The sequence below is a fragment of the Nocardia sp. PLKS1-43 genome (assembly GCF_059510335.1).
The window spans coordinates 39,636-55,425 of the sequence record NZ_JCAJZQ010000002.1 but is presented as its reverse complement, the minus strand read 5'-3'; the positions used below and the strand labels follow the sequence as shown (position 1 = coordinate 55,425).

Genomic DNA, 15,790 nt, shown 5'->3' with positions numbered 1-15,790 from the left:
TTGAGGTTGTACCCCTATGAGCGCGACCTTCTCCGGTGGCGGCGATCGGGGTCTTCTGGGGATCGAACATCGACACGATCTCGAGAACGAGCAATGGAGGCAGGACATGACGAGCAAGCTGCTGACGGTCCCCGCGGTGGCGCTGGGCACGTGGGCCTGGGGAGACAGCGGCGAGGCAGGCGACGGCTATTTCGGCAGTCGGCTGACCGCGTCCGGTTTGCGGGAGGTCGTCGAGAAGGCGCAATCGAACGGATTCACCCTGTGGGATACCGCGGTGGTGTACGGCATGGGCCGCTCGGAGACGGTCCTGGCTCAGGCGCTGAAGGGCTGTGCCCGCAACGAGTACCAGCTGTCGACGAAGTTCACCCCGCAGATCGCGGCCGACCGCGACGATCCGGTCGCGGACATGCTGGAGCAGAGCCTCGACCGAATGGGGGCGGACTATGTGGATTTCTATTGGATCCACAACCCGGCGGACGTGGCCCGTTGGACGCCGCATCTGATTCCGCTGTTGCAGAGCGGCAAGGTCAAGCATGTCGGCGTCTCGAACCACAACATGAAGGAGATCGCTCTTGCCGATCAGATCCTCGGCGAGGCCGGCTTCCGAGTGGAGGCGGTCCAGAACCACTACAGCCTGCTGTACCGAAGTTCCGAGCGCGCGGGCATTCTCGAGCACTGCCGCGAGCACGACGTGCGGTTCTTTTCCTACATGGTCCTCGAGCAAGGGGCGCTGACCGGAAGGTACAGCCCGGCCCATCCGTTGCCTGCGGGCAGCAGCCGGGCAGCCGTGTACAACGGCATCCTGCCCCAGCTGCAGGCGCTGACGGACCGGATGCGGGCGATCGGCGAGGACCGAGGCGCATCCGTCGCAGACATCGCCACCGCCTGGGCCATCGCCAAGGGGACAACCCCGATCATCGGGGTCACGAAGGCAGGCCACGTCGACGGGTTGGTCCGGGCTCACGGAATCGACCTCGCCGACAAGGAGATCGCGGAGCTGGAGGCACTGGCGGATGCCGCGGACGTCGACACGCGCGGCAGTTGGGAGCACGACATGTAGGGCCGACGTTCACGAGGTCGTGCGCCACCCCGGCGTGTCCGATCCGGCCACCGGAGTCGTATCGCGCAGTCCCGGTGCGGGGCATGCACTTTCGGCGCCGCGAATCGACGTTGCCGAGCGCATCACCGCCATCACCGGTTTCCTCGGCACAACGTCATGGCGTGTTCCGGACCACCGCGCATCATCCGGTGGAGCAGAGTGACAGACTGTGGCGCAAAGGATTCGGAAGGAGTTCCGGGATACACGAATCGGTTTCTCACCAGCCAGTGATCGGAAAGCGTCAGACGTAAGCGGTCTGCGCTGATAGCGTTCCAGGGCCGTCGGCGTCCGTATCGGGCCGATGGCGTACCGAGGCAGCGAAGTCGGGGTGCAGGACGACCCGGCCCGGAACTGGAGATAGTGAACGTTGGAGTCATACGTACGCGGCGAGGAGTATCCCGGTCTTCTTCACGAGACGATCGGCGCGAATCTGGAACGTACCGTGTCGGCATATCCCGATCGTGAGGCTCTGGTAGAGGTCGCGAGTGGCCGGCGATGGACCTGGGCCGAGTTCGACGCCGATGTCAACCGGACCGCACGTGGACTGGTGGCCGCCGGTATCACCAAGGGCGACCGGGTCGGGATCTGGTCGCCGAACTGCGCGGAGTGGACTCTCACCCAATACGCCACCGCCAAGATCGGCGCGATTCTGGTGAACGTGAATCCCGCGTACCGCGCCAACGAGTTCAGCTTCGCGGTCAACCACAGCGGATTGTCCCTGCTCGTTGCGGCCACCAGCTTCAAGACTTCCAACTATCGCGGCATGATCGAGGAGACGCGTGCGAATTGCCCGACTCTGCAGCGGGTCGTCTATCTCGATACCGATGACTGGGCAGAACTGCTCGCGCACGGCGATGCCCTGCCGCGAGACACCGTTGCCGAGCAGATGGCGGCCCTGGACCCGTTGGACCCCATCAACATTCAGTACACCTCGGGCACCACCGGGAATCCCAAGGGCGCGACGTTGAGCCATCGCAACATTCTCAACAACGGGTACATGACCACCGAACTGATCAACTTCACCGAGGAAGACCGGCTCTGTATTCCGGTGTCGTTCTACCACTGCTTCGGCATGGTGATGGGCAACCTCGGCTGCACCAGCCACGGGACGACCATGGTGATCCCGTCACCGGGTTTCGATCCGGCGCTCACCTTGGAAACCATCCAGAACGAGCGTTGCACGGGCGTCTACGGCGTGCCGACGATGTTCATCGCGATGCAGAACCACCCCGACTTCGCGTCGTACGATCTGACGTCTTTGCGTACCGGGATCATGGCGGGCGCGCCGTGCCCGGTCGAGGTGATGAAGCGCTGCATCAGCGATATGCACATGACCGAGGTGTCGATCGCTTACGGAATGACCGAGACCTCACCGGTCTCGACGCAGACCCGGGCCGATGACGACCTGGACCGGCGTACAGCCACCATCGGGCGGGTGCACCCGCATTTGGAAATCAAGATCATCGATACGCTGACCGGGGAGATCGCCGAGCGCGGACAAGCCGGAGAGTTCTGCACCCGGGGTTACTCGGTGATGCTCGGCTACTGGGACGAGCCACAGAAGACCGCGGAAGCGATCGATGCCGACGGCTGGATGTATACCGGCGACCTGGCCGTGATGCGTGAGGACGGCTACTGCAACATCGTGGGCCGGATCAAGGACATGGTGATCCGCGGAGGCGAGAACGTCTATCCACGGGAGATCGAGGAGTTCCTGTACACCCACCCCGACATCGAGGACGTTCAGGTGATCGGCGTACCCGACAAGAAGTACGGCGAGGAGCTGTGCGCCTGGATCAAGATGCGCACCGGTGCGCATCCGTTGGACGCCGAGGCGGTGCGCGCATTCGCGACCGGCAAGCTGGCGCACTACAAGATCCCTCGCTACGTGATGGTCGTGGACGAGTTCCCGATGACGGTCACCGGCAAGATCCGGAAGATCGTGATGAGGGAGCGATCTGCCCGCGCCCTCGGGTTGACCGGGTAACGGTCGTGTGGTGGTTCGCGACACCGAACCGGCGTTCCCGGTGCTCATCGAATGCGGTCTCGGCTCGACACCCTGATATTGCGAGCCCGCCCCCGGATCGCGACGGTTCGTTCATCGTCGGTGAACGACCGACCGGCACCAATGTGGCGGCACCGGAACGCAATCCGGCCATGGCGCACTGCTTCTGTCGAGCGTCATGATCGTCGGCGCCGCAGTCCCCCGCGGGTGGGCAGTTCGAGAGCGATAGCCGGAAGCCGTTGGCGCTCAGTGGCTTTCCCTGCGCTCGTTACGTGCGTGCAGCGTCATCTCGATCACTGGCGGGACGGCCGTTGTCCTGGTCCTGCGGTCTTCGTGTCGATCGGGGGATTCCCGGCAGGGCCATCCGGTTGGGGAATCGTTCGGCTCGGGTCGTGGGTGAGCGCGTGTGCGGGGCACCATTGGGTGGTCTGGATCCGGCCGCGGTCGTTGGCTGTGGTGATCATGAATTCGACCAGGCCCAGCCAGGTTCCGTCCGAGCAGCGCGCCCAGGCGAGGAGTCGGCCCGGCATGGTGCGGGTGAGGTCGAGTCCGCCGGCCCTGACGCCCAGCGGTACGCCGTTCCATCCGAAATTGCGGCTGCGGGTAGGGATCGCGGTGCCGAGTTCCACCAGGACCGGTTCCGGCGGATCGACCACTCGCCTCAGCGAGGGGCTGAAGTTCTCAGGCCAGGACTCGAACATGCTTTCGAAGTGTAGTTGATGTGTCCTGTACCTCGATCACGGCAGCGGCAGGTTGTCATCGAACGGCCGCGCGGTAGTCGAGTCGGGCACAATGGGCGTCGCGATGAGTTTTGCCCTCCGGTGTCGTCTCAGCTGCATGGGCAAACTCATCTATGGCTTCAACGTGTCGGTGGACGGGTACATCGCCGACGCGCGAGGCAATATCGACTGGTCCGATCCGAGCGAAGAGCTGCACCGGTATTGGAACGACTTCGAGCGGGAGACCGCTCTGTCGTTCTACGGACGGCGACTCTACGACCTGATGTCGGCGTACTGGCCGACCGCCGACAAGGCTCCGGACGCAACGCCTTTGATCGTCGACTTCGCCCGCATCTGGCGCGACATGCCCAAGGTCGTGTTCTCGCGCACCCTCGAGTCGGTGGACTGGAACTCCCGCTTGGAACGCGGCGACCCGGTCGAGGTGGTGACGAAACTGAAAGCCGAAACCGACGGCAGGCTGGAGGTGGCCGGCGCGACGCTGGCCGCACCGATCGTGCAGGCCGGACTGGTGGACGAGTACCGGATCGTGGTCGCGCCCACCGCCGTGGGCGGCGGCACCCCGTTCTTCCCGGCACTGCCGTCATGGATGTCGCTGCGACTGTTGGAGAACCGCACCTTCCCGGGTGGCACGGTCTTGCTGCGTTACGAGGCGAAACGCGACTGACACGGCCAGGTGCGAGCCGGTCCAGCAGAGTGCGATCGCGTCAGCAGCCAGTTCGATCGGGTCTGCTACCGGGCCGCACGATGGTGGCCGCGCGCCGGTAGGTCTTCGCTGCTGCGGTGGTCCCGCACCTCCGCCAAGGCCGTGTCGCGGCCCGCGCTGTCGGCTGCGGCGAGCAGAACCTGCGCGCGGGCCGATCTTCCACATCGGCGGCCGGTGTGGTACGGCAAAAGCGGCGAAGGACCCCGGCGGCCCCACCGACCTCGAGAACTCGCCGATGGCCCGCAAAGTTTTGTCCGTTCATCCCAGGCGCCCGAACTCGCCGTGTGGCAATCCTCAGCATCCTGGCAGAGGATGCGGCACCGCGCGAGCGTTGGAAATGTGCCCGTTCGAAGTCCCTGCGGTGGATCGACTGCCGAAAAGAATGTCGATGGTGAGTTATCGGGGAGGATTGGCCAACTCCAATACTGGTGACAGAGTTGAAGCCCGATCTCGAGGACTCCGGTTGCGGGTGCCGAAAGATCCGGTTCACGATGGTCGTATATTGTCATGAGGAGCGATGCCGGGCCTGTAGGCGGTTGACACTCCGGATATGACGTCGCCCTCCGAACCTTCCAGTACTTTCGTCGGTGAAATTCGGATGCCGCGCGGTGGCGATTTGGAGACCGCCCGAGAATATCCATTTGGCGCAACCCGGGGCGGCGCTGTGTCGGCGAAGCGGTAGGTCATCTTCAGGCTGGATCAGTGGTTGTATCGGTTGGCCGGCACGGCGGAGGATGCGCGGGGATCCGCCCTTTGATTCACGCGTCGGCTGGAACCATCAGGTCTAGACTGCTGCAGATTAGCTGGCGAGATTCCTGGAACTCTCGCAATCGGTACGAGCAACGGTTGGTCATGCGGTCGACCACAGGTGAGTCGATGAACGACGGGAAGACGCTACGGGCCTGGTGGAACGATCCGGTCGACTACCGCTGGCTGGTGCGTACCTTGGCGGCTCGATCGGCGGTGGGGCCGTTGAAGGCGTTGATCGGCGTCGCGGGCGCGGCGATCGCGGTGATGGGCGCGGTGATTGCGGGCACGCCGGTGGGGCCGCCTGGTGAGCCCGGCATTGCTTCGACGGTGGGTGTGCTGTGCGGGGTGCTGTGGGCGTTGCGCTGGTGGCTGCTGTCCTGGCCGGGCAAGACCGAGTCGTTGGTGCTGATCGGGTGCGCCGATGTTCTGTTCACCGCAGAGTTCCTGCAGGTGCCGGATCGACTGTTCGGAGCCCTGGGGGCGGTGCTGCTCGTAGTCACCGGCAGTTACCTGGGCTTTTTTCACAGCGCGCGGGCGTTGGCGGCGCATACGGCGTGGTCATTGCTGTCAGTGGTCGTGTTCTCGGTGCGGATCGCAACCGGCGGCGGCAATGTCCGGTTGGCTGTCGCGGTCGGACTGGTGCTGTTCGTGTCGGTGGTCACCGTGTTGCCCGCGTTGCAGGTTCTGTACTGGCTGCTGCGAACCGAATCGCTCTCGGACCCGTTGACACATCTGCTGAACCGGCGGGGCCTGGAGATCCGGCTGCCGGTGCTGGTTGAGCGGCATCCCGCGGTTAGCGTGATGTCCTTCGACCTCGATCGGTTCAAGAGCGTGAACGACACGTGGGGGCACCGGGTCGGCGACGCGGTTCTGGTGCGGACCGCGCGGCGTTTGTCCGACGCCGCGGGCGGCGGTGCGGTGGTGGCGCGTACGGGCGGGGAGGAGTTCGTGGTGGCCGCGCCGATCACTATCGGCGTTGCGCGTACCGAGGCCGAGCGCCTGCGTCATTTGATTGCCGAACCGTCGGAGAACGCGGTGACGGTCACTGCCAGTGTCGGCGTCGTGGCCTTCGACTCGACAATCTGTCCACAGTGTCCTCGTCCGAGCCCGGACCGGTTACTACAATCCGCGGACGCCGCTATGTACCAGGCCAAACATTCCGGCGGGAATCTGGTGGTGGTCGATGAACTCACACCACCGCGCGGCCACCGCCATCCGGCTTCCGAATGATATGGGCACGGTATTTTTGGCGTGCCCGCGGCGGCGGAGCTTGTCGTGCTGGGCGAGCTTGGCGCACCGACGGCGAGACCGCCACTCGCACTGCGACGTCCACACTCGACGATCCAGCGGCGAGGTTTCGGGATTGGCGCATCGCCAGCGCGGGCAGGGGTCCGTTCGTTACCCTGAATTGATGCGATCCTGGCTTCTTCGGATTGTCTCGGCGGTGTTCGTCGCTGCCGCGGCGGTGTTGCCGACCGGGACTCCGGCCCTGGCGGGGCCGCCGCGGGCGGCCGCGCTCTCGTCGCTGGGTTCCGGATTCCTCTGGGGGGTCGCCAGTTCGGGATTTCAGTCCGAAGGTCGTGCGCCAGACAGCAATTGGACCCGTTATATAGCTCGGGACCGGGGATTGGAGGCACTGGGGAATTCGGTCGACTTCGCCGACCGCTACCAGTCCGACATCCGGCTGGCCGCGGACATGGGGATGCGGGTTTTCCGTATCGGGATCGAGTGGGCCCGGCTGCAGCCCGCGCCCGGGGTGTGGGACCAGGGCGCCTTTCGGTTCTACGATTCGGTAGTCGACAGCATCGTGCGGGCCGGTATGCGGCCGATGATCACCCTGGACCACTGGGTGTACCCGGGCTGGGAAGCGAGCCGGGGCGGCTGGCGCAATCCGGGAATGGTCGGGGACTGGCTGGCCGAAATGCGTGCCGTCGTCGATCGATACTCCTCGCGAAATCCGTTGTGGGTCACCGTGAACGAGCCCGCCGCCTACATCGGGAACGAGGTCCGCGAGGGCGCCGCCGACGCCGACCGGATGCTGAACGAGATCGTCGATGTGCACAACGCCGGCTACGACTACATCCACAGCAAGCAGCCCGGCGCTCTGGTCACCGCCAACGTCGGATATGTCGCAGGTATGGAGGACCAGGTCAACGGCGCGTTCGTCGACCGAATCGCCGCCCGGCTCGACTACGTGGGCGTGGACTACTACTTCGGCTTCGACCCGGCGCAGTCGCTGTACGGGGCGATCGGGCGGGCTACCGGTTCGGCGCTGCCGACCATGCCGGGTCCGCGCATCTGGGAGATGCCGCTGCGCACCGAGGGGATCTACTATGCGCTGCAGCACTATTCACGCCGCTTTCCGGGTAAGCCGCTGTACGTCGTGGAGAACGGCATGCCCACCGAGAACGGCCGGCCCCGCAGCGACGGCTACACCCGCAGCGACCATCTGCGCGACACCGTCTACTGGTTGCAGCGCGCGAAGGCCGCCGGTATGAACCTGATCGGGTACAACTACTGGAGCCTCACCGACAACTACGAATGGGGCAGCTACACACCGAGATTCGGCCTCTATACGGTCGATGTGCGCACCGATCCGTCGCTCACCCGACGCCCCACCGACGCTGTGGGCAGCTATGCGCAGATCATCGCCGCGGGTGGCGTCCCCGGCGGCTATCGCCCCACCCGTGCCCCGGCGCTGTGTATTTTCGTGGACCCGCCGGCCGGTTGTCTCGACCCGGTCGCGGGGCCGTAGATCCGGAATCCGCGGCTGCCGATTCGGTGCGGCACCGCGCTCGCAACCCCTCTGCAAGTCTTTTCGGACACCGCTGTCGCCGACGAACCCGATCCGGCGCTCGTGGCAGTTCGGATAGTCGAGCTTGCCGGGCAGCGCGCCTCGCTGGTCCATGTGCCGGAACGTAGCCGAGCGGAAGTGGGTGGCGCGGCCTTCGGTGCTCGGGGGACCTCGATGCTGGTGCCGGACCGCGCGGCGGGTGTGCCGCCGCTGCCGAATACCGCCTGCGCAGCAATGGATGTCGCGGTCGCGGCCAGGCGGCAGCTTGACGAAGACCGATCGGCCGTGCACACTGCTCTCATCAGAGAGCGCCGCTCTCATTTGCCTGAGGGAGAACGGACATGCAGGAAGTCTGGAAATGGGCCAATCTCACGCTGGCATTCGTGATGGAGTTGGGCGCGCTCGCGGCGCTGGCGCTGTGGGGGTGGGGGACCGCCGTTGCGACTCCGGTCAAGCTCGTGTTGGCCGTGATCGCGCCTCTTCTCGCGGCGCTGGCCTGGGGCCTGTTCGCGGCGCCGAATGCGACATTCCACTACCCACTGCTCGCGGGTGTCACCAAGGTCGTGGTTTTCGGCGGTGCCGCGGTCGGGCTGTGGGTCGTGGGTTACCGAGCTACCGCCGTCGTGTTCGTCGCCGTCCTGGTCGCGAACCTGCTGGCGATCCGGCTCGGGCACCTGACCTCGTGAGCGCCGCGCCGACCCGTCGTGCCCGGTATGAGCATTGCGGTCCCGGTGCCGCGGCGCACTCGACGACGATGACTACCCCGCCTACAGTCCGGGACGTGCCGCGGAAATCCTCGGTGTCACCCGAGCGTTCCGTGCAGCTTGGACGCACTGGTCGGTCACGCACTGATCGCGGCACACAACTCCGCCGGTCCGGGCTATCGATTCCGGATCGTTCGCGAGCACGCCCGGCGGGAATTCGGCGGCGAGTGCTCGAGCCACTGGCGCGGCCACACGCCATGGCAGATCATCAGGTCCCGCACCTGGATCTGTCTGGCGAGATCGTCGTCGTCGCGATCGAGCCCGGCTCGGTTACGTTTTTTCGCGGGATGTTCGGGTGGGTGTGCGAGCGCCTGGGCTGACGACCACGGCCGATCCGAAGCTGCGGTGTGCGGTGGCCGGGTACTCGTTCGTCCTCGTCGAAGTCACTGCGGCCGGGATTCGCGGGGCTGGTCCTCGGCTCTGCTCACGCCGGTCTGATGGCCACCCTGCACACCCTCGTCGGTGGCCTCGGATTCCGGGGCGTGCACTGCGGGTTGCTCGTCGACCGGTGATGTGGTTGCCCCTCCGGGAGTGTCGTCGGGGCGGGGTGCCTTGAACTCCGGGTCGGTCACCGGATGTACAGCGCCTGCGGTCTTGGCGTCGCTGTCCTCGTCCGCGTTCTCGCTGGAGGTTGCGCTTGTCCGGCGGCCTTCGTAGGGCGGTATGGCCGATTCGGCGTCTTCCGGGGGGAGGGTCCCGGTCGTGCCGACGTTGCCTTCAGTAGCGTTGTGGTCACGCGTTGAGGTGACCTCTTCTTGGTCGAATGTGCCGACCGGACGATCCGCCGCCCCACCGCCTGACGCATCGGCCCCGGTGTCCCGCGAGCCTTCGGCTCCCCGCTCCGATTGGGGCTCTTCAGATAGATGTTTGCTGGACATAGCTCCACCGTCTCCTCGAATAGAGCGCTGCATTATATGCTATGTAGTTCAAGAGTGGGACCCGAATCAACCACAGTCAAGCCCATCGGAGGCCAGCGGCGAACTACTCAGCGCGCATCTCACCGAGGGGTGATGAGTCCCGGGGCCGTCGCGAATTGAACGCGTGGGTGAGAATGGGCCGATGGTGTGTCGGTCGATCGATGAACTCGACGAGGCGGTGGCCGACTGTCGGGCCTGTGCGCGTCTGGTTGCCTGGCGGGAGGAGGCCGCCCGCGTCAAACGGGCGGCATATCGTGACGAAACCTATTGGGGCCGAGCAGTTCCCGGTCTCGGACCGGCCGATGCCCGGTTGCTGCTGGTCGGGCTCGCTCCGGCCGCGCACGGCGGTAACCGGACCGGGCGCATGTTCACCGGCGACCGCAGCGGGGATGTGCTGTTCGCGGCGATGTACCGGGCGGGGCTGGCCAGTCAGCCCGACTCGACCAGGCGCGGCGACGGGCTGCGACTGCTCGGCACGCGGATCACCGCGCCGGTGCACTGCGCACCCCCGGACAACAAGCCCACCCCCGACGAGCGCGATCGGTGCCGGCACTGGCTGATCACCGAGCTCGGCCTGCTCGCGCCCAGCCTGCGAACGATTGTCGTTCTCGGTGGCTGGGGCTGGCAGGCACTGTTCCCCGCCCTGGCCGAATCCGGCTGGACGGTGCCCCGCTCGCGTCCGAAGTTCGGGCACGGCGTGCGCTGTTCGCTGGCGCCCGCGCTTCCCGGTCGCGCGGAACTCACGATCTTCGGCTGCTACCACGTGAGCCAGCAGAACACCTTCACCGGAAGACTCACCCCGGCGATGCTCGAGGACGTGCTGGTCGAGGCCAAGTCGGCCGCCGGCCTGGGGTGATGGAGACACCCCGATCACCCGTCCCGCAGGTCCTGTCGGGTTCGGCGCGAGCCCGGACGCGGTCGATACTCGATGGTGAACTCGCGAAGACGGACGATCCCGGCATCTTGCCGACGCCGGGACCTCCACTCGGATAGATCGGACCGCTGGGTTCGGTACCCGCGTGCTGTGCTCGATCCATCCTCGTATAGCCGGGACGGCTCACATCGTCATCGGCATGTTCGGGAACATCCGGTCCCACCAGTAGCGGGCCATCTGCATGAGGTTGTTCATCATCATCGCTGTTCGCCTCCTTCATCGCCCCGACCCACCCTCGCCATACCCCGGATGGACGCATTGCAACGCGCTGTCCCGAATCGGGCCGGCCAGTCGGTGTCGAGTCCCGCCAGAGTTCGTTGCTGAGGCGGTCGATGGTCAGTTGCATTTGGTAGAGGGCTTCGGGAATCCGGTCGCGGCCGGTATCGGGGCGCGTGGGGCTCACGATCGCCACCATATTTCCGGCAGGGCCCGGATCGGGCGGGACAGCGACAGCAGTTCTTCCTCGAGTTCGTTGTCGATGAATCGCTGAAGCCGCAGTTAGTAACGCGATGTGTGAGCCGGCCCGAATGAGACTCCCGCCGGAAATGCATTGGAGGGTGCTGCGCCTGCGCTCCAGGGGCACATTGCCCGCGCGCCGGAATGTGCAAGAGTCTGCGGGTTCAACGCCGATTCGGAGTCGAAGCGCCTGAATGCTCTGCGCGACAAGGAAATTCAGGCATCGATGTGGCCGGAGGAAGTATCGACAATTATGGCAACGTACTGCGACGCCGGAAATGAGGATCGCCCGTTCCCGCGGACGGGCGTCGCGGCGGGGTCGGTCGCGCGATCGAGGGCCGACGACCCGCAACGCCGCGAATCGATTCGGCCGTCCTCACTGTGGTCGGTGGCGTGGTGCCGGTGCGCGATTGCCGTCGGCGGGATCGTGGGTGGCGGGCGGAGCGATAGTGCTGGGCTGGGGATCGGCTGCGCGGATCACGGTTTGCAGTATGCGCCGGAGGGCGGTGCGGTCGGCCGGGGAGAGCGGCTGCAGGAGCTGTTCTTCGAGTTGTGCGTTGAGGGTTCGGAGTTTCGCGGCGACCCGGCGGCCCGTGGGGGCGAGTTCCAGTACTCTGCGGCGCCGGTCGGTGGGGTCGACGCTGCGGGTCAGCAGTCCCCGTTCGACCGAGGTCTCGATGATCGGGACGGCGTTGCGGGGGTCGATGCCGACCAGCTCGGCCAGTCGTTGCTGGCCGAGTGGGCCGGTCTCGTCGAGGGCCGACAGGAGTTTGTATTGACTGGGTGTCAGCTCGAGTTCGGCCAGCTGGTCGGCCCACCGCCGCAGTGTGAACTTGCCGGCGCCGCCGAGGAGCCACCATGTGGCGCGCTGGAACCCGAGGCTGTCGGGGATGCCCGGCGCGGGGTTCGTGTCGCCGATGTCCGTCTCCGAGGTCACGATCGAAGTCTAGCAGATCGGCGTCCGCCATGATTAACATGTGTCATGTATCAACATGAGGCATGATTAATTTGCCGGACTATGGACCGGCCCGGACCAAGGAGAGCAATGATGAAAGCAGTTCGCTTCGACCACTACGGCGATGTCGATGTGCTCGACGTGCGTGAGGTCGACGTCCCGGTGGCGACGCCCGGACGCGTCGTGGTCGAGATCCGCGCGGCCGCGGTCAATCCCGGAGACGTCTACGTGCGGGAAGGTCTTGCCGAGGAGGCGTGGGCGTTGCGGGCACGGTTGTCCGGACGTGACACCGACGTGCCCCAGTGGTCGTGGACGTTCCCCGCTGGGCAGGGTTCGGACCTGGCAGGTGAGGTCGTCGCCGTGGGCGAGGGGGTCGAGCGCTGGCGCGTGGGTGACCACGTGCTGGGCTGGTCTGCCGAGCGAGCGGCCCAGGCCGAACTCGTTGCCGTGGCCGCGGCCGACCTGGTCGCCAAGCCCGCCGCCATGAGCTGGGAAGTCGCCGGCTCGATGTGCGTCGCGCCGATGGCCGCGCTCGCCAGCATCGAGGCGGTCGCCCCGGAGCCCGGTGAGACGGTGGTGGTGTCCGGCGCCGCCGGCGCGGTCGGGATCGTGGCGGTCCAACTCGCTCGCAGGCTCGGTGCCGCCGTCATCGGGCTGACTCGGGAGGCCAATCACCCCTGGATGCGAGACCATGGCGTCGTACCCGTGACCTACGGTGACGGCCAGGCGGCCCGGATCCGCGCGGCCGCCGGCGACCGGGTCGACGCGTTCATCGACACCTTCGGCGCCGACTATGTCGATCTCGCGCACGAACTGGGTGTTTCCCCGCAGCGCATCAATACCGTCGTCAACTTCGAGGCCGGTGTGGACGGCCGGGCGAGTATCGCGGGCACCAACGACGCGGGTGGCGCCACCGGACTGCAGCGCCTGGTCGACCTCGTGGCAGCGGGCGAACTCGAGATCCCCGTCGCCGCCACCTACCCGCTCGCCGACGTCCGCAAGGCCTACCAGCAGCTCGCCGAAAAGCGCACGAACGGGAAGATCGTGCTGGTTCCCTGATCTTCCCGGGCCGATCAACACGCTGTGGTGCGTGCTTCGCCAACCGATTGGCCGTGCCGTTCGCGGGGGCGTGGGCACGGCGCTCCGGAGGTGAAGTACCCGGCCGCGGGCGGTCGGCCCGGAGCGGACGGCGCGCCGGCGCCTTGGCCGTGAGCGGCCTGAACATGTTGCAGCACTGGAGAAGTCGGTGATCGTCGGCTGCTCGTGACTCAGCGGGCAGTCAAGAGGTAGGAGTCGACCGGGTTACGTCGGGTGATATCCCGCAGCACGGGGAGTGATGCGGCAGCCCCGGCAGGAGCCACTGCCAGGGAGACCTACGAGCGGACGCTCATGGGCGTTTGCGGCCGAGTTGTTCGTGCGCGCTGACGAATTGACCGGCGGCTATCGCCGAGACGGTGGAGATGTCCAGTGCCAGGCAGAATCCGGTGACGATCTCGGCCAGCCGTCGGGCCTTGCCGGGGCCGGCGCAGCCGAGGGCCTCGAGGAACGCTTGTTGCTGCGGCAGGCCGGTGCCGCCGCCCACCGTGGCGACGAGCAGGCTCGGCAGGGTCAGGGTGATCAGCAGCGTGTCGTCTTCGAACCGGCTGGTGATCATCGCGGTGCCGGATTCGAAGACGCTGGCCGCGTCCTGGCCGGTGGCGATGAACATCGCGGCCATGACGTTGGCCGCGTCGACGTCGGGCCCGAGCGCGCCGCTGTGCCAGGCGGCGTCGTCGAATACTTGCAGCGTGCGGTGCAGCATCTCCGGTGTGGTCTTGAGCACCCGTTCGACGACGGTGCGGGTCAGTGCCGTCTCGGCCACGACCCGGTAGCCGCGTCCGCCGATCGTGTTGAGGTGGGCGGCCTTCTTGTCGCAGGCCATGTTCGCCTCGATGATGAACCATTGCACGGCCAGGCCGGGCAACTCGCCGACGTGGTCCAGGATCCACCGACACGCGTGCCAGGTGGTCGCCGAGGTCATGTTCTGCCCGGTGGCATCGGCGGTCTCGTAGCAGAACCGCACGTGCACGTCGCGGCCGATCTGCACCGCGTCGACATCGACCAGCCGGGCATGCCGGGAGGCCTCCCGCACCCGCAGACTCAGCTGCTCGATCTGCAGGGGCACCCAGCGAGCGAATCGCGCCGCTTCCTCGATCGAACCGAACCCGAACCCGGGCACCCGCGTCATCCGCTGCCGCAGCACCCTGGTCACCACCCCACCCGATTCGCTCATCGCACGCGCACCCCGCGCGGTCGAGGCAAGCACCGCGCCCTCCACCGTCGCCATCGGCGCGATGATCGGCCCCCGGGCGTGCTCGCCGTCGAACAGCAGCGGCCCGGCCAGGCCCACCGGCACATCGATGGTGCCGACGAAGTTCTCGATATTGCCGCGTACCAGTTCCGCGGCCACGCCGGGCGTGCGCAACGCCGCCAAGGGCGCTCCCGTGACGGACCGATACCACGCCAATCGTTGTGCGCGAGCCTGTTCGGTGTACTCACCGAGCCCGGGCATCTTCTCGATCACCGGCGTTTGGTCGGCCACTGGATTGATCGTCATCCCAACTCTCCACATCGGATTCCAGCCCGGCGAGGGCAGGTACTTCAGGACACGCTGACGCACGCAGCGTAACCACCGCACCCCCGTCCCGCAGTGCAAGCAAAAGCGCTGGGCCACAAGACTATTCACACAACACAAACTTCTGGCGGAAGGGGAATGCGGCACGGCGAGCCGGTGGAGATTTCGTGAACAGTGCGATTTCCTTCCGACCCGACGGGCCTTGTCTAGACTCGGCCCATGAGCAGGATCGACCGGGCCGGCCGGGTCATCGCGGCAGCACCGGAGATTGTCTACGCGGCTCTCGTGGAGCGGGAGTCCGTTGAGGCGTGGCTGCCGCCCGACGGTATGCGGGGGCGGATCCAGCGGTGGGATCCCAGGCCCGGTGGCGGGTTCCGGATGGTTCTGACCTACCTCGATCCGGTCGAGGCCCCCGGTAAGAGTTCCGATGCGACCGATGTCGTCGACGTCGAGTTCGCCGAGTTGGTGCCCCCCGAGCGCGTGGTGCAACGGGCGGTGTTCGAGGCGCAGGATCCCTCGTACGCGGGCACCATGACGATGACCTGGCAGATCACCGCCTCGGGTGAGGGGACCGAGGTCACCGTCACCGCCACGAACGTGCCGCCGGGTATCGACCAGGCAGCCCACGAGGCCGGGATCGCCTCCTCGCTGGCCAACCTGGCCTCCTATCTCGAAACAGCCGGCCGGCGCGCCGCTGAATGACGATCCGGGGCAGCCACGCCCGGCGGACCCGGCCACCACAACATGGGCAGGCGCAATAGCTCCGGACGCGATCGTCACCGAAGCGCGGATCGCGTTCGGCCGCATGGCATTGCGGACCCGCGCGGCGTGCGTGCCCGTGCCGATGGGGGTGCCCGTCGGGGGTGGTCAGCGTCGAGCGCGCAGAGCTGTCCGCGCTGTGCCCGAGAACCGCGAGCCGGACTGGAGAACGAGATGCTGTTCTGCGGCAGCGCATTTCGCAGGGCGAACACCACACCGAGCGAGATGGAGTTCCCCGAAAGGCTGGGACGCAGTGGCTTCGGCTGCCGGGGCCGGTCGCGGCGGCTTATCGGCGGCTGA

At 66.6% G+C, this 15,790-nt stretch carries 13 protein-coding genes; 9 read left to right on the top strand and 4 right to left on the bottom strand.

The genetic code is table 11. The annotated features are described in order from the left end of the window. Positions 1-106 precede the first annotated feature (106 nt). Together AC5WS7_RS08215 and AC5WS7_RS08210 are read left to right on the top strand one after the other, a co-directional pair. Positions 107-1,060 carry an aldo/keto reductase gene (locus AC5WS7_RS08215; RefSeq protein WP_495953804.1) on the top strand — a complete coding sequence of 318 codons (954 nt, stop codon included), beginning with the start codon at positions 107-109 and terminating at the stop codon, positions 1,058-1,060. Positions 1,061-1,466: 406 nt separating this feature from the next. Beyond that, positions 1,467-3,086 carry an AMP-binding protein gene (locus AC5WS7_RS08210; protein ID WP_495953803.1) on the top strand — a complete coding sequence of 540 codons (1,620 nt, stop codon included), beginning with the start codon at positions 1,467-1,469 and terminating at the stop codon, positions 3,084-3,086. 311 nt (positions 3,087-3,397) lie between these two features. Here AC5WS7_RS08210 and AC5WS7_RS08205 read toward each other — a convergent pair whose 3' ends face one another. Then, positions 3,398-3,805 (bottom strand): hypothetical protein, encoded by a 408-nt coding sequence (locus AC5WS7_RS08205; protein ID WP_495953802.1) that lies wholly within the window; start codon positions 3,803-3,805, stop codon positions 3,398-3,400. A gap of 136 nt (positions 3,806-3,941) precedes the next feature. Here AC5WS7_RS08205 and AC5WS7_RS08200 point away from each other — a divergent pair, with 136 nt between their 5' ends. The 4 genes from AC5WS7_RS08200 to AC5WS7_RS08185 all read left to right on the top strand — a co-directional run bounded on the left by AC5WS7_RS08200 (position 3,942) and on the right by AC5WS7_RS08185 (position 8,777). Continuing rightward, positions 3,942-4,508 carry a dihydrofolate reductase family protein gene (locus AC5WS7_RS08200; protein WP_495953801.1) on the top strand — a complete coding sequence of 189 codons (567 nt, stop codon included), beginning with the start codon at positions 3,942-3,944 and terminating at the stop codon, positions 4,506-4,508. A 792-nt stretch (positions 4,509-5,300) separates the two neighbouring features. Next, positions 5,301-6,527, top strand: coding sequence for a GGDEF domain-containing protein (locus AC5WS7_RS08195; protein ID WP_495953800.1), 1,227 nt, complete (start codon positions 5,301-5,303; stop codon positions 6,525-6,527). Between the two features lie 181 nt (positions 6,528-6,708). Next, positions 6,709-8,052 (top strand): family 1 glycosylhydrolase, encoded by a 1,344-nt coding sequence (locus tag AC5WS7_RS08190; protein WP_495953799.1) that lies wholly within the window; start codon positions 6,709-6,711, stop codon positions 8,050-8,052. Between the two features lie 380 nt (positions 8,053-8,432). Continuing rightward, complete coding sequence (locus tag AC5WS7_RS08185; protein WP_495953798.1) at positions 8,433-8,777, top strand: DUF2568 domain-containing protein; 345 nt, start codon at positions 8,433-8,435, stop codon at positions 8,775-8,777. A gap of 461 nt (positions 8,778-9,238) precedes the next feature. On the opposite strand, the gene AC5WS7_RS08180 is transcribed toward AC5WS7_RS08185, so the two are convergent. After that, complete coding sequence (locus AC5WS7_RS08180) at positions 9,239-9,733, bottom strand: hypothetical protein (RefSeq protein ID WP_495953797.1); 495 nt, start codon at positions 9,731-9,733, stop codon at positions 9,239-9,241. A gap of 181 nt (positions 9,734-9,914) precedes the next feature. On the opposite strand from AC5WS7_RS08180, the gene AC5WS7_RS08175 reads away from it, so the two are divergent. Beyond that, positions 9,915-10,628 (top strand): uracil-DNA glycosylase, encoded by a 714-nt coding sequence (locus AC5WS7_RS08175; protein WP_495953796.1) that lies wholly within the window; start codon positions 9,915-9,917, stop codon positions 10,626-10,628. 910 nt (positions 10,629-11,538) lie between these two features. Here the strand turns inward: AC5WS7_RS08175 and AC5WS7_RS08170 are convergent. Further along, positions 11,539-12,099: a MarR family winged helix-turn-helix transcriptional regulator gene (locus tag AC5WS7_RS08170; protein WP_495953795.1), complete on the bottom strand. Its 561-nt coding sequence runs from the start codon at positions 12,097-12,099 to the stop codon at positions 11,539-11,541. 108 nt (positions 12,100-12,207) lie between these two features. On the opposite strand from AC5WS7_RS08170, the gene AC5WS7_RS08165 reads away from it, so the two are divergent. Next, the gene (locus AC5WS7_RS08165) at positions 12,208-13,176 is read left to right on the top strand and encodes an NADP-dependent oxidoreductase (RefSeq protein ID WP_495953794.1); all 969 of its coding nucleotides are present in this window, start codon (positions 12,208-12,210) and stop codon (positions 13,174-13,176) included. A gap of 328 nt (positions 13,177-13,504) precedes the next feature. Here the strand turns inward: AC5WS7_RS08165 and AC5WS7_RS08160 are convergent, their stop codons facing one another. Beyond that, positions 13,505-14,713, bottom strand: a complete 1,209-nt coding sequence (locus AC5WS7_RS08160; protein ID WP_495953793.1) for a hydroxymethylglutaryl-CoA reductase — start codon at positions 14,711-14,713, stop codon at positions 13,505-13,507. A 237-nt stretch (positions 14,714-14,950) separates the two neighbouring features. On the opposite strand from AC5WS7_RS08160, the gene AC5WS7_RS08155 reads away from it, so the two are divergent. Then, entirely contained in the window at positions 14,951-15,433 is a 483-nt protein-coding gene (locus tag AC5WS7_RS08155; RefSeq protein WP_495953792.1) for an SRPBCC family protein, read from the top strand. The last annotated feature ends 357 nt before the right edge of the window (positions 15,434-15,790 follow it).

Excerpts from the sequence above, each read along its gene's own strand:
- AC5WS7_RS08215 (WP_495953804.1), top strand. The coding sequence starts at position 107 with ATGACGAGCAAGCTGCTGACGGTCCCCGCGGTGGCGCTGGGCACGTGG.
- AC5WS7_RS08205 (WP_495953802.1), bottom strand. The coding sequence starts at position 3,805 with ATGTTCGAGTCCTGGCCTGAGAACTTCAGCCCCTCGCTGAGGCGAGTG.
- AC5WS7_RS08200 (WP_495953801.1), top strand. The coding sequence starts at position 3,942 with ATGGGCAAACTCATCTATGGCTTCAACGTGTCGGTGGACGGGTACATC.
- AC5WS7_RS08190 (WP_495953799.1), top strand. The coding sequence starts at position 6,709 with ATGCGATCCTGGCTTCTTCGGATTGTCTCGGCGGTGTTCGTCGCTGCC.
- AC5WS7_RS08185 (WP_495953798.1), top strand. The coding sequence starts at position 8,433 with ATGCAGGAAGTCTGGAAATGGGCCAATCTCACGCTGGCATTCGTGATG.
- AC5WS7_RS08180 (WP_495953797.1), bottom strand. The coding sequence starts at position 9,733 with ATGTCCAGCAAACATCTATCTGAAGAGCCCCAATCGGAGCGGGGAGCC.
- AC5WS7_RS08175 (WP_495953796.1), top strand. The coding sequence starts at position 9,915 with ATGGTGTGTCGGTCGATCGATGAACTCGACGAGGCGGTGGCCGACTGT.
- AC5WS7_RS08165 (WP_495953794.1), top strand. The coding sequence starts at position 12,208 with ATGATGAAAGCAGTTCGCTTCGACCACTACGGCGATGTCGATGTGCTC.
- AC5WS7_RS08160 (WP_495953793.1), bottom strand. The coding sequence starts at position 14,713 with ATGACGATCAATCCAGTGGCCGACCAAACGCCGGTGATCGAGAAGATG.
- AC5WS7_RS08155 (WP_495953792.1), top strand. The coding sequence starts at position 14,951 with ATGAGCAGGATCGACCGGGCCGGCCGGGTCATCGCGGCAGCACCGGAG.